Genomic DNA, 13,034 nt, shown 5'->3' on the forward strand with positions numbered 1-13,034 from the left:
TTTATTTTACTTTCTCTGTTAAAGGCAAGATAAATACTTCCACACGTCTATTCTTTGCCTTTCCTTCTTGTGTATCGTTTGGAGCAATCGAACGGTATTCTCCGTAACCAATCGCACTAAATTTTTCTGGTTGTAATTCTTTATTTTGCAGTAATACTTGCATAAAATTAACTGCCCGCTGCGTACTTAATTCCCAGTTTGACGCAAACTGCGCATTGGCAATAGGGACATTATCCGTATGACCCGATACTGTAATTTCACGAGGTGACGCTGAAACAAGTAAGCTAGACATCTCTTTTGCAATCCCTAAAGATTCTAATTTCACATCTGCTTTCCCCGAATCAAACAGTATATTCTCTAATATTGTCACCATTAATCCCTTTTCAGTTAATTTAGTTTGAAAAGAAGAGGATAATTGTTTCTCATTAATATATTGATCAATCTTTTTTTGTAATGCTTTCAATTCATCCATCTCTTTTTTTTCTTTCGCTCTAGCTTCTTCTTGTTTTTTTGCTTGTTCTGCCTCAAGGCTACTTGCCGATAACTCTTTCTCTTCATTCGGCTTCTGATCACTCAAAAATTCTTTATTTCCTGTTCCACCTGCTAGTTCACTTCGAAACGCTACCGCCATCTGTTTGAACTTCGCAGCATCTATACTACTCATTGCGAATAAAACGATAAACAATGCAAATAACAACGTTAACATATCAGAATAAGGGATTAACCAAGTTTCGTCGATATGCTCATCATGTTTTTTCTTTTTGCCTCTTCTATTTTTCTTACTCCGCATTTTTTTCTGCTCCTTTTTCTAGCTTTTTACGCTCAGTTGCAGAAAGTGCACCTAAAATGCGGTTCTTCATAATAAACGGATATGTACCCTCTTGTAACATTAATAAACAATCAATAATTAAACGTTTTTTCTCTAATTCAGCTGCAGATTTTTGCTTTAATTTATTTGCAAATGGATGCCATAATACATAGCCTGAAAAAATACCAAAAATCGTTGCAATAAACGCACCCGAAATAGCGTGACCTAACTTTTCAATATCAGTTAAATTGCCAAGTGCAGCTACAAGACCAATAACAGCACCTAAAACCCCTAATGTCGGTGCATATGTACCAGCTTGGGAAAAAATTGCCGCTCCTTTTGCATGCCTTTCTTCAATTGCTTCTAATTCAGCTTCTAAAATCTGCTCTAAATCTTCTGCGGATACGCCATCAATCACAAATTTCATACCACGCAAAAGAAATTCATCTTGAATTTTATCTAATTGTTGCTCTAAAGACAAAATACCGTATTTTCTACTTTCTGATGTCCAATGAACAAATAATTCTAGCAACTGTTCATAACTTAAATCCTTTTTATTTGAACCAAAAAGAACTTTAAATAATTTTGGAACCCTTTTTAGTTGATTCATCGGAAATGCTATACATACTGCAGCAAATGTACCGATAAAAATAATTAATGCTGCGGCAGGATTCAATAAGGCATTTACGTCAGCGCCCTTGACGACCATCCCTACTACTACCGCCACTACTCCTAAAATGAGTCCAATAAGTGTTGCAAAATCCATTCCCATTCACTCCTAGTCTATACAAGAAGTTCTTCATTCTCGATAATCGCTACATCTTCTTATGTATATATATTACATAAAAAATGAATTTCATGAAAGATAAGAAATGAATTATATGAAAAAATACTACAATTTCACACATTTTCTGACATTTTCTTTGCATTTCTATTACGTTACGACTCTTATATTTCTTTTTCTGTAAACTAGATTTATAATAAAAAACGATACATATTTTATTAAGAAAGGACTGTGATTACAAGGCATCATGAAAAAGATAATCATTATTTCTGCCACTACTATTGTAATCGGTATCACTTCTTTCGCTTACTTTAGTTCTAAATCACCACTGCAAAACGAGGCGAAAGCTGTCGAAAATCAACAGCATAGTAATCACCAAAAAGAAGAGATTCCTGCTTTTCCAAAAGCTGATCATAATGCAAAGAAACTAGACAATGATTTTTCCGTTGTAACAAATCCAGAGTCTAATCTTGTCTTAGTTAATAAACATCGAAAACTACCAGATGGATACACACCTGAAGACTTAACAAGACCGAACGTACCATTTACTAGTCCAAAAGATAAAGAAAAAACATTGCTGCGCAAAGATGCTGCAGATGCGCTTGAAAATATGTTTGAAGCGGCAAAGAAAGAAGGACTTGAACTTACAGCTGTATCTGGTTATCGTTCATACAAACGCCAAAAATCATTACATGATACATACGTTAGACGTCAAGGAAAAGCTGAAGCTAATTCAGTAAGTGCCATTCCTGGTACGAGTGAACATCAAACTGGTTTAGCAATGGATATTAGTTCAAAATCTGCTAAATTCCAATTAGAGCCTATCTTCGGAGAGACAGCCGAAGGAAAATGGGTTGCAGAACATGCTCATGAATTTGGCTTTGTCATTCGTTATTTAGAAGATAAAACAGAAACAACAGAATATGCATATGAACCTTGGCATTTGCGCTACGTCGGTAATCCATACGCTACATACATATATAAACATCATTTAACATTAGAAGAAGCAATGAAAGACAAAAAATAAGAGAGCAAATTGCTCTCTTATTTTTCTTTCACTCTATCATTGTAGTAATTTTTTCTTCCACTCTCCAGGCCACGGTTCGCCTTTTCCTGTTTTTTTCGATGCTTGAACCATCATTCCACGACCAACTAAACAAACTTCTCCTTCTGCATTCTTCACCATATAATGCAAATCTAAAGAAGAATTCCCAACCGCTCCCGCTTTTACATACACCTTCAACTGTTCATCAAAATATATTTGCTTAATAAAATTGCATTGTAAATCTGCAACAACGATCATTGTTTCTGAAGATTCATGCGTCCATTCTTGCATAAATCCAAGTTCTTTAAACAATGCGATACGTGCTTCTTCAAAATAAGTAAAGGCAACGACATTATTTACATGTCCAAACATATCTACTTCACCAAAACGAACTTTTACAGGATTGTAGAATGAAAAACCACTTTCCCATTGCTCAAAGTCTTCAATATAAGAAATCCTCTTCATTGTTCCCTCTCCTTTTCGCCTCATAATAAACAGAATAAACAGAAAAATAAAGTTATAAATATTGCCTCTTCTACATGAAGAGGCAATATTTATTAATAGTTATTGTCGCTACCAAAGAAATCTTTGAACGATTGAATTGTTGTATCACGGTTTAATGCCGCAATTGAAGTTGTTAATGGGATACCCTTTGGACATGATTGTACACAGTTTTGAGAGTTACCACAGTTTGCAAGCCCTCCATCTCCCATAATTGCACGTAAGCGATCTGCTTTATGCATTTCACCCGTTGGATGTGAGTTGAATAAACGAGCTTGTGATAACGGTGCTGGTCCAATAAAGTCAGATTTACTATTTACGTTTGGACATGATTCTAAGCAAACACCACATGTCATACATTTTGAAAGCTCATAAGCCCATTGACGTTTCTTCTCAGGCATTCTAGGTCCTGGTCCCAAGTCATACGTACCATCAATTGGAATCCAAGCTTTAACGCGTTTTAGAGCGTTAAACATGCGACTACGGTCAACTTGTAAGTCACGTACAACTGGGAATGTCTTCATCGGCTTTAAACGAATTGGTTGTTCTAACTGATCAATAAGAGCTGTACATGATTGACGTGGTTTTCCGTTAATCACCATCGAACATGCGCCACATACTTCCTCTAAACAGTTCATATCCCATGCAATCGGAGTCGTCTGGTTTCCTTTTGAATCAACAGGATTACGACGAATTTCCATTAGTGCCGAAATAATGTTCATATTTGGACGATATGGAATTTCAAACTCTTGGTCAAACTCTTGTGCATCTGGTCCATCTTGTCTCGTAATGATGAGGCGGATTGTTTTCTCAGACATGTTGCTTATCCCCCTTCTCTTCACCCTTAGCAGCTACATCATGTTTTGAGGAATAGTCACGTTTACGTGGTTTAATTAATGAAACATCCACTTCTTCGTAATGGAATGCTGGTGCATTTCCTTCTCCTTCAAATTTCGCCATCGTAGTTTTTAAGAAGTTTGCATCATCACGATTTGGGAATTCAGGTTTGTAATGCGCTCCGCGGCTTTCATTACGGTTATATGCGCCAATTGTAATGACACGTGCTAACTCAAACATATTTGCAAGTTGGCGTGTAAATGAAGCACCTTGGTTACTCCATCTCGCTGTATCGTTAATGTTAATGCGTTTGTAACGAGCCATTAACTCTTCAATTTTCGCATCAGTTTCTAGTAGCTTTTTATTTTCACGAACTACTGTAACGTTATCTGTCATCCATTCTCCAAGCTCTTTATGAAGAACATACGCATTTTCGTTACCATCGAGCGTTAAAATATTGTTAAATTTCTCTGTTTCGATTAATTCATTTTGTTCATATACAGTAGATGAAACAGCATCAGATGATTTAGAAAGACCTTTCATATACTCAATCGCGTTCGGTCCTGCTACCATACCACCGTAAATTGCTGATAATAGTGAGTTCGCACCAAGGCGGTTACCACCGTGCATAGAATAATCACACTCACCTGCCGCAAATAAACCTGGAATACTTGTCATCTGCTTATAATCAACCCATAACCCGCCCATTGAATAGTGAACTGCTGGGAAGATTTTCATTGGTAGTTTACGAGGATCATCACCTGTAAACTTCTCATAGATTTCAATAATTCCACCAAGTTTAATATCTAGTTCTTTCGGATCTTTATGAGAAAGATCTAAGTACACCATGTTTTCACCGTTAATACCTAGTTTTTGCTCTACGCAAACGTCAAAGATTTCACGCGTTGCAATATCACGAGGTACAAGGTTTCCGTAAGCCGGATATTTTTCTTCTAGGAAGTACCATGGCTTACCATCTTTATATGTCCAAACACGTCCACCTTCACCACGTGCAGATTCACTCATAAGACGTAATTTATCGTCTCCAGGGATTGCCGTTGGATGAATTTGAATGAACTCGCCGTTTGCATAATATGCGCCTTGTTGATATACAGCAGAAGCTGCTGTACCTGTATTTATAATAGAGTTAGTTGATTTTCCAAAGATGATACCAGGGCCCCCTGTTGCCATAATCACGGCATCAGCTTGGAAACTTTTAATCTCCATTGTTTGTAAGTCTTGTGCAACGATTCCTCGGCACACACCTTCGTCATCCACAACAGCTCGTAAGAAATCCCAACCTTCGTATTTCGTTACAAGTCCTGCTACTTCATGACGACGTACTTGCTCATCTAATGCGTATAGTAATTGCTGTCCAGTTGTCGCACCAGCAAATGCTGTACGGTGATGTTGTGTTCCACCAAAACGACGGAAATCAAGAAGTCCTTCTTCCGTACGGTTGAACATAACACCCATACGGTCCATTAAATGAATGATACCAGGTGCTGCTTCACACATTGCTTTAACTGGTGGTTGGTTCGCTAAGAAGTCCCCACCATAAATTGTATCGTCAAAGTGGATCCATGGAGAATCCCCTTCACCTTTTGTATTTACGGCACCGTTAATTCCACCTTGGGCACATACAGAATGCGAACGTTTTACTGGTACTAAAGAAAACAGTTCAACATTTACTCCTGCTTCCGCCGCTTTAATCGTTGCCATTAAGCCAGCCAAGCCACCGCCGACTACTATAAGTTTCCCTTTCATGCTCTCCCACTCCTTACTGGTTTGCTAGCTGTGGATCGATGAACGCTAATAATGCACTCACACCTACATAAGATAGACCTAAGAAAATAGCTAATGTTACATAAGTAGAGATTCTTTGTGAACGTGGAGATACTGTAATTCCCCAGCTGATGCAGAATGTCCATAGTCCATTTGCAAAGTGGAAAATTGTTGAAACAACACCGACTAAGTAGAATGCAAACATAGCTGGATTGTTTAAAATATCTGCCATCATATCATAGTTTACCTCTTTACCTAACATTGCTTGAATACGAGTTTCCCAGACGTGCCAAGAAATGAAAATCAGCGTAACGATACCTGAAATTCTTTGGAAGACGAACATCCAGTTACGGAAATAACCGTAAGAAACCGCATTGTTCTTAGCTGTAAATGCAATATATAAGCCATATATAGCATGGTACAGTATCGGTAAAAAGATGATGAAAATCTCTAGCGCGTACCGGAATGGAAGGAGCTCCATAAAGCCTGCAGCTTTGTTAAAAGCCTCTGCTCCTCGTGTTGCAAAGTTGTTTACAATTAAATGTTGCGTCAAAAAGACACCAACCGGGATGACCCCCATTAATGAGTGCCACTTACGAAACGTATACTCGCGGCCTTTCATGTCCCCATTACCCCCCTTGAATGTTTGACTGCTGTTTTCAGATTAGTTTACAACAATAATGTTTTTTCACTATTGGCATAAGAAAAACTGAAAAAATTATTCGAAATATTTCAGCATAATTTGATACCAAGTTCATTTTACTCCTATTTTTGTCGAAGCGTCAAGAAAACGTATACATAATTTGCATATAATTTGCCAATTCTTTTTTTCTTCTTATCTATTCAGATTTTCCCAAAGAAAAATCTGTTTTTATAAATGAGAAATGTTATATAATAATCCCTATAGAAAGAGGGGAATATTGTGAGTAAAAATACAATCGATACAACATCTTTAGAAGATGTTTCATTGAACGCCTTCGCTTATGAATTGCTACGTGAAGAATTACTACCTGATTTAATCGGTAACGATTTAGATGGTATTTTATACTGGTCCGGTAGAAACCTTGCAAGAAAATATCCACTAGAAACAACTGAAGAAGTCATTCAGTTCTTCGAAAAAGCTGGCTGGGGCACTTTAAGCATTATTGAACATAAGCGTCGTGAAATGCAGTTCCAACTTAAAGGCACACTCATCGCTGAACGCCAAAAACAAAACAGACATTCTTCTTATCAATTAGAAGCTGGATTCATCGCTGAACAAATTCAAAAACAACGAAACGTCGTTGCAGAGTCCTATGAAGAAAAGAAAAAACGTTCAGATTCTATTACATTTCTTGTGAAATGGGATATAAAAGATCTCATTGAAGTGTAGCATTACCTACAGTCAACTAGACATATAAGTTTAGTTGACTTTTTTGTATTTTCATTCAGTTGAATTTATTTTAAATCTTCAGAAATTATACCAGAAAATAGAAGACGTTGTAAACTACAACGTCTTCTTATCCGCTAAATAAGTATAAATCGTTTCTGCGACATTTTTCGGCATACCCGCTTCGACAAATTCCGTTACAGAAGCTTCTTTCATCTTTTTTAGCGATCCAAAATGTTTCAACAATACCTTTTTTCGTTTATCCCCAATTCCAGGAATATCATCCAGTGCTGATTGAATGACCGATTTCCCATGTAATTGACGATGGAATGTAATCGCAAATCGATGCACTTCATCTTGAATGCGCTGCAATAAATAAAATTCTTGGCTATTTCTCTCAAGCATCACAGGTTCAGGCGGGTCCCCAATAATTAAATGGGAGGTTTTATGTTTGTCATCTTTTACAAGACCTGCCATCGGAATATATAAACCGAGTTCATTTTCTAGAACATCACTTACAGCTGCCAGATGACCTTTTCCACCATCAATAATGATTAAATCTGGTAAAGGCAAACTCTCTTTCAGTGCCCTTGTATAACGGCGTCTCACAACTTCTCTCATAGACTCATAATCATCCGGTCCTTGAACCGTTTTAATTTTATATTTCCTGTATTCTTTCTTAGCTGGTTTCCCATCGATAAAAGCAATCATTGCAGAAACAGGATTCGTCCCTTGAATATTTGAGTTATCAAACGCCTCAATACGATACGGTGTTTCAATCCCAAGCTGCTTCCCTAAATGATCTACCGCTTTAATCGTTCGCTCTTCATCACGTTCAATTAAGTAGAATTTCTCTTCAAGAGCAATCTTCGCATTTTTATTCGCTAATTCTACAAGATCTTTTTTCTTGCCACGTTTCGGCTGTGTCGCTTCCACTTCTAAAAAGCGCTCTACTAGCTCTGAGTCTATACTTCCTGGAACGACAATTTCCTTCGGCTTAAAATGACTGCTGTTCTCATAAAATTGACCGATAAACGTTAAAAATCCCTCTTCTGGTTCATCGTAGATTGGAAACATAGAAACGTCACGTTCAATTAGCTTTCCTTTTCGAACGAAGAAAACTTGAACACACATCCACCCTTTATCAACTGCATACCCAAACACATCACGATCCACTAAGTCACTCATAATCATCTTTTGTTTTTCCATAATCGCATCAATATGCGCAATTTGATCGCGTAATTCTTTTGCGCGTTCAAATTCTAGTTTCTCTGAAGCTTCATACATCTTTGTTTCTAATTCTGAACGAACTTCTTTATGTCCACCATTTAAAAACTTAATAATTTCATCTACAATTTCTTTGTTTTGTTCTTCCGTCACTTCTTTCACACAAGGTGCTAAACATTGACCCATATGATAATATAAACAAACTTTATCGGGCATATTTGAGCACTTACGAAGCGGATACATACGATCTAGCAATTTTTTCGTTTCATGAGCTGATTGTGCATTCGGATAAGGGCCAAAATACTTTCCTTTATCCTTTTTTACGTTTCGCGTAATGAGTAATCGCGGCTGTTTTTCAGCTGTAATTTTAATAAAAGGATATGTCTTATCATCTTTTAATTGAATATTATATTTTGGATCATGTTTTTTTATTAAATTTAACTCTAAAATGAGAGCTTCTAGATTTGAGGAGGTTACAATATATTCAAAATCTACAATTTCTCCGACAAGCCGAAGTGTTTTTCCATCATGCGAACCAGTAAAGTACGAGCGCACACGATTTTTAAGCACTTTTGCCTTTCCGACATATATAACCGTTCCTTGCTTATCTTTCATTAAATAACAACCGGGTTGATCTGGTAAAATAGCCAACTTCTCTTTTAAATGTTCGTGCACTCGTCACCCTCCATTTCTACATGCTTAGCATTTTTATTTTCACATGAAAACATACTATGCCAAAACACCCAACATACGTTCTTTTATTGTAACGGAAAGGTGTAAAAAAGGAAAATAAAAAAAAGCTACCAAATGGCAGCCCCTTTATTTTAGAAGTGTTTAGAAACTAATTCTACTAACGCTTCTTTCGGTTTGTAACCTAACGCTTGATCAACTACTTTACCGTCTTTTAATACGAAAAGAGCTGGAATGCTCATTACTTCGAATTGACGAGCAGTTTCTTGGTTTTCATCCACGTCTACTTTTACTACTTTTACTTTTTCGCCTAGTTCTGCATCAATTTCCTCTAATACAGGAGCGATCATTTTACAAGGTCCACACCAAGGTGCCCAGAAATCTAATAATACAACACCTTCGCTAGTTTCAGCTGCGAAGCTTTGGTCATTTGCGTTTACAATTGCCATTTTATTTCCTCCTTCAAGTATATTCTACCAAGAGTATATCATTAACTTATATACGTGGCGAATAATATGTATCGTTATGTATTGTAACAAAAAAGTGTTCCTTTATACTATATAAAAATACGGATTACATACTAAAAAGATGAGAGACAGGGGATCTCTCACCTTTTTCTATATATAGGGGTACTTCACTTGGAACTCAAGGGTACTCAAATCATGAATGTACTTTTAACTTTTTAAACTCTTCTGTTAAAAGAGGTAAGACTTCAAACAAATCGCCAACAATACCATAGTCAGCTACTTTGAAGATACTTGCTTCTGGGTCTTTATTAATCGCAACGATTATTTTCGAGTTAGACATACCAGCTAAATGCTGAATCGCGCCCGAAATACCGCATGCAATATATAAGTCTGGCGTAACAACTTTACCAGTTTGACCAATTTGTAATGAGTAATCGCAATACTCAGCGTCACAAGCACCACGAGATGCTCCAACAGCGCCGCCTAATACGTCAGCTAACTCTTTTAATGGCTTGAATCCTTCTTCACTCTTCACACCGCGTCCGCCAGCGATAATAACTTTCGCTTCAGAAAGATCAACACCTTCTGCAGTTTTACGGACGACATCTTGAATGATTGTACGTAAGTCTTTCACATCTACTGTAATAGAAGATACGTCACCACTGCGAGACTCATCTTTTTCAAGCGTTGCAATATTATTTGGACGCACTGTCGCAAATAACATACCGTCTGTTACAATCTTCTTCTCAAACGCTTTACCAGAGTAGATTGGACGAGTGAAGATAACATTTCCACCTTCAACTTCTAAAGCAGTTACGTCAGAAACTAGACCAGCTTCAAGTTTCGCTGCTAATTTTGGTGATAAATCTTTACCAAGTGCTGTATGTCCAAATACAATACCCTCTGGCTTTTCTTCAGCATATACAGCTAAAAACGCTTGTGCATATCCATCAGATGTATATGATTTTAATTTATCATTTTCAACTGTCACAACGCGATCTGCACCGTAATGAATCAATTCATTTGCAAAAGAGGCAACGCTGTCTCCAACTAGAAGACCTACTACTTCACCGCCTTCTGCAATTGTTTTTGCTGCTGCTACCGCTTCAAACGAAACGTTACGTAGCGATCCATCACGAACTTCACCCATTACCAATACTTTACGAGCCATAGATTTTCCCTCCTGCATATATAATTTCGTATTTTATTAGATTACTTTCGCTTCTGTATGGAGCAACGATACAAGTTCTTTTACTTGATCTTGCAGCTCGCCTTGTAACACTTTTCCTGCATCTTTCTTAGGAGGCAAATAGATTTCAATTGTTTTTGTCTTTGCTTCCACATCTTCTTCTTCCAAATCTAAATCATCTAATTCTACTTCTTCTAGTGGCTTTTTCTTCGCTTTCATAATACCTGGAAGCGATGGATAACGCGGTTCATTTAAACCTTGTTGTGCTGTTACTAAAACTGGTAATGAAGTTTCAATCACTTCCGTATCACCTTCAACATCACGCTCAATCTTCACATTTGTACCGTCAATTTCAAGTTTTGTAATTGTCGTTACGTATGGAATATTTAACGCTTCAGCTACACGTGGACCAACTTGTCCAGATGCACCATCAATTGCAACGTTCCCACCTAAAATTAAATCTGCATCTTTATCTTTTAAATATTCAGCAAGTACTTTTGCTGTCGTGAACTGGTCACCATTTTCAACATCATCTTCAATATTAATTAATACCGCTTTATCGCAGCCCATCGCTAATGCCGTACGAAGTTCTTTCTCACTTTCTTCGCCACCGACTGTTACAACAGTAACTTCGCCACCTTGTGCGTCTCTTACTTGAATTGCTTCTTCAATCGCATATTCGTCGTAAGGGTTGATGATGAATTCCGCTTCGCCATCGTAAATTGCACCGTTTTTAATTACGATTTTTTCTTCTGTATCAAATGTTCGTTTCATGAGTACGTAGATGTTCATTCCATTTACCCCCTTGTTTTTCAGAAAGATTCTATCAATTTTAATTTTCTGTTAATTTATATTAAAAAAATAATTGAACTACCTGCCACTAAATGAAGGTTTACGCTTTTCTAAAAACGCTGCTACACCTTCTCTTCCATCTTCACCCGTAAATACTTCACCAAAGATTTGAGCTTCGCGTTGTACACCTTCATAATAATGAGACGATTTCGTCGTTTGCAATAACTCTAGTACAGCACGAGTCGTCGCTGGGCTTTTTCCAGCAATCTGTTTTGCAACTTTAAGCGTATCATCTAAAAATGTTTCTTCAGCAAAAACTCCGTTAACAAGTCCCCATTTTAATGCTTCTGCACCAGTAATCGGTGTACTTGTTAACATCATTTCACAAGCTTTCGCTTTCCCAACATAACGTGGTAATCGCTGTGTACCTGCAAATCCAGGAATTAATCCAAGTGTTAATTCAGGTAAACCAAGTTTTGCACTTTCAGTTGCAAAGCGCATGTGGCAAGACATAGCAAACTCAAGGCCGCCGCCAAGTGCCGCTCCATGAATTGCCGCGATAACTGGTTTTGAACATTTTTCAACACGCTCAAACGTAACTTGTCCAAGCTGCGCTAATTCTGTCGCTTGCTTCGCTTCAGTAACAGATGTAAATTCTTTAATATCTGCTCCCGCCGAGAAGAAGCGCCCTTCACCGTGAATAACAACAACACGAATGTTATCATCTTTCTCCACTTGATCAATTAATTCAGTAACGTCATGCATAACTTGTGAAGACATCGCGTTAGCTGGCGCATGATTTAACGTCGCCACCGCGATATGATCTTCAACTCTTACAGATAGGAATTTCAACATGATCCCTCCCATTATTGACGATAACCACAAGCTGCAATAAGTAGCCCATGTACCGTTTTTGAAAGTGCGACCAGATCATACTTACGATCGCTCATTACCCAATTGGTCACAACTTCATCTACTGTTCCAAAGATCATTTGTCTTGCCACACGAACATTTAAATCCGCTTGGAATTCACCTTGCTTTATACCTGTCTCTAAAATCTCATCCATAACTTGTAAGTAGCCTTTTAATACTTCATTTATTTTCAGGCGTAAGTCTTGATTGGACTGTCTTAGCTCTAATTGCGTAACGATAGCAAGAGGATCATTTTGTGACAACAGCAAGAAGTGCGTTTCTACCAACATGAACAATTTCGATACAGCGCTTTCAATTCCTGCTGTTTTTTGACGAATTGTTTCGACAAATTCTCCCATCTTCTCTTGGAATAAGGATATTAATATATCTTCTTTATTTTTAAAATATAAGTAAATCGTGCCATCAGCTACCCCAGCTTGCTTTGCTATTTTAGAAACTTGCGCTTGGTGGTACCCATTCTCCGCAATCACAATGACTGCCGCATCAATAATTTGATTGTATTTCGGTCTATTTTTCTTCACTTTACTGTCCCCTTCAAGAAGATGACTGAATGAATAGTCATTCATATTCTTATAATACTGACTATTTAGAAAAGTGTCAATCCCAT

14 protein-coding genes are annotated in these 13,034 nt (G+C 37.4%); 2 read left to right on the top strand and 12 right to left on the bottom strand.

The annotated features are described in order from the left end of the window. Position 1: 1 nt before the first annotated feature. Positions 2–790: a flagellar motor protein MotB gene (motB, locus tag K5S59_RS04655; protein WP_001256741.1), complete on the bottom strand. Its 789-nt coding sequence runs from the start codon at positions 788–790 to the stop codon at positions 2–4. Then, a complete protein-coding gene (gene motA, locus K5S59_RS04660) occupies positions 780–1,574 on the bottom strand; it encodes a flagellar motor stator protein MotA (protein WP_120450901.1) in 795 nt (264 codons plus the stop codon). Before motA ends, motB begins: the two co-directional genes overlap by 11 nt. 265 nt (positions 1,575–1,839) lie before the next feature. Here motA and K5S59_RS04665 point away from each other — a divergent pair, with 265 nt between their 5' ends. Further along, positions 1,840–2,619 (top strand): M15 family metallopeptidase, encoded by a 780-nt coding sequence (locus tag K5S59_RS04665; protein WP_000720205.1) that lies wholly within the window; start codon positions 1,840–1,842, stop codon positions 2,617–2,619. Between the two features lie 36 nt (positions 2,620–2,655). Here the strand turns inward: K5S59_RS04665 and K5S59_RS04670 are convergent, their stop codons facing one another. The 4 genes from K5S59_RS04670 to sdhC form a co-directional block, all read right to left on the bottom strand. Next, positions 2,656–3,102 carry an acyl-CoA thioesterase gene (locus K5S59_RS04670; protein ID WP_000822737.1) on the bottom strand — a complete coding sequence of 149 codons (447 nt, stop codon included), beginning with the start codon at positions 3,100–3,102 and terminating at the stop codon, positions 2,656–2,658. 92 nt (positions 3,103–3,194) lie between these two features. Continuing rightward, the gene (gene sdhB, locus K5S59_RS04675) at positions 3,195–3,956 is read right to left on the bottom strand and encodes a succinate dehydrogenase iron-sulfur subunit (protein WP_001291830.1); all 762 of its coding nucleotides are present in this window, start codon (positions 3,954–3,956) and stop codon (positions 3,195–3,197) included. Further along, the gene (gene sdhA, locus K5S59_RS04680; RefSeq protein ID WP_000676749.1) at positions 3,949–5,742 is read right to left on the bottom strand and encodes a succinate dehydrogenase flavoprotein subunit; all 1,794 of its coding nucleotides are present in this window, start codon (positions 5,740–5,742) and stop codon (positions 3,949–3,951) included. The genes sdhB and sdhA overlap by 8 nt, the downstream gene beginning before the upstream one ends. A 13-nt stretch (positions 5,743–5,755) precedes the next feature. Continuing rightward, positions 5,756–6,382 (bottom strand): succinate dehydrogenase cytochrome B558, encoded by a 627-nt coding sequence (sdhC, locus tag K5S59_RS04685; protein WP_000678354.1) that lies wholly within the window; start codon positions 6,380–6,382, stop codon positions 5,756–5,758. A gap of 300 nt (positions 6,383–6,682) precedes the next feature. Here sdhC and K5S59_RS04690 point away from each other — a divergent pair, with 300 nt between their 5' ends. Next, entirely contained in the window at positions 6,683–7,132 is a 450-nt protein-coding gene (locus tag K5S59_RS04690) for a YslB family protein (RefSeq protein WP_000042227.1), read from the top strand. A 114-nt stretch (positions 7,133–7,246) separates the two neighbouring features. Here the strand turns inward: K5S59_RS04690 and uvrC are convergent, their stop codons facing one another. From uvrC to K5S59_RS04720, 6 genes are all read right to left on the bottom strand, one after another. Continuing rightward, positions 7,247–9,031: an excinuclease ABC subunit C gene (gene uvrC / locus K5S59_RS04695; RefSeq protein WP_098872318.1), complete on the bottom strand. Its 1,785-nt coding sequence runs from the start codon at positions 9,029–9,031 to the stop codon at positions 7,247–7,249. 149 nt (positions 9,032–9,180) lie between these two features. After that, complete coding sequence (trxA, locus tag K5S59_RS04700; protein ID WP_001018943.1) at positions 9,181–9,495, bottom strand: thioredoxin; 315 nt, start codon at positions 9,493–9,495, stop codon at positions 9,181–9,183. A gap of 211 nt (positions 9,496–9,706) precedes the next feature. Further along, positions 9,707–10,684, bottom strand: a complete 978-nt coding sequence (etfA, locus tag K5S59_RS04705; protein WP_000101962.1) for an electron transfer flavoprotein subunit alpha — start codon at positions 10,682–10,684, stop codon at positions 9,707–9,709. Positions 10,685–10,720: 36 nt separating this feature from the next. Then, on the bottom strand, positions 10,721–11,494 hold the full coding sequence (gene etfB / locus K5S59_RS04710; RefSeq protein ID WP_001029040.1) for an electron transfer flavoprotein subunit beta: 774 nt from the start codon (positions 11,492–11,494) through the stop codon (positions 10,721–10,723). Positions 11,495–11,572: 78 nt separating this feature from the next. Then, complete coding sequence (locus tag K5S59_RS04715) at positions 11,573–12,349, bottom strand: enoyl-CoA hydratase (RefSeq protein ID WP_000911294.1); 777 nt, start codon at positions 12,347–12,349, stop codon at positions 11,573–11,575. Positions 12,350–12,360: 11 nt separating this feature from the next. Next, complete coding sequence (locus K5S59_RS04720) at positions 12,361–12,948, bottom strand: fatty acid metabolism transcriptional regulator FadR (protein ID WP_438800488.1); 588 nt, start codon at positions 12,946–12,948, stop codon at positions 12,361–12,363. Positions 12,949–13,034: the final 86 nt, after the last annotated feature.

Source organism: Bacillus sp. BML-BC051, assembly GCF_019656175.1.
Taxonomy (GTDB): domain Bacteria; phylum Bacillota; class Bacilli; order Bacillales; family Bacillaceae_G; genus Bacillus_A; species Bacillus_A mobilis.

What these genes read in the sequence shown, in the direction of transcription:
- etfA (WP_000101962.1), bottom strand. Translation starts at nt 10,684, where the DNA reads ATGGCTCGTAAAGTATTGGTAATGGGTGAAGTTCGTGATGGATCGCTA.
- motB (WP_001256741.1), bottom strand. Translation starts at nt 790, where the DNA reads ATGCGGAGTAAGAAAAATAGAAGAGGCAAAAAGAAAAAACATGATGAG.
- K5S59_RS04715 (WP_000911294.1), bottom strand. Translation starts at nt 12,349, where the DNA reads ATGTTGAAATTCCTATCTGTAAGAGTTGAAGATCATATCGCGGTGGCG.
- K5S59_RS04670 (WP_000822737.1), bottom strand. Translation starts at nt 3,102, where the DNA reads ATGAAGAGGATTTCTTATATTGAAGACTTTGAGCAATGGGAAAGTGGT.
- sdhB (WP_001291830.1), bottom strand. Translation starts at nt 3,956, where the DNA reads ATGTCTGAGAAAACAATCCGCCTCATCATTACGAGACAAGATGGACCA.
- etfB (WP_001029040.1), bottom strand. Translation starts at nt 11,494, where the DNA reads ATGAACATCTACGTACTCATGAAACGAACATTTGATACAGAAGAAAAA.
- sdhA (WP_000676749.1), bottom strand. Translation starts at nt 5,742, where the DNA reads ATGAAAGGGAAACTTATAGTAGTCGGCGGTGGCTTGGCTGGCTTAATG.
- K5S59_RS04665 (WP_000720205.1), top strand. Translation starts at nt 1,840, where the DNA reads ATGAAAAAGATAATCATTATTTCTGCCACTACTATTGTAATCGGTATC.
- trxA (WP_001018943.1), bottom strand. Translation starts at nt 9,495, where the DNA reads ATGGCAATTGTAAACGCAAATGACCAAAGCTTCGCAGCTGAAACTAGC.
- sdhC (WP_000678354.1), bottom strand. Translation starts at nt 6,382, where the DNA reads ATGAAAGGCCGCGAGTATACGTTTCGTAAGTGGCACTCATTAATGGGG.
- motA (WP_120450901.1), bottom strand. Translation starts at nt 1,574, where the DNA reads ATGGATTTTGCAACACTTATTGGACTCATTTTAGGAGTAGTGGCGGTA.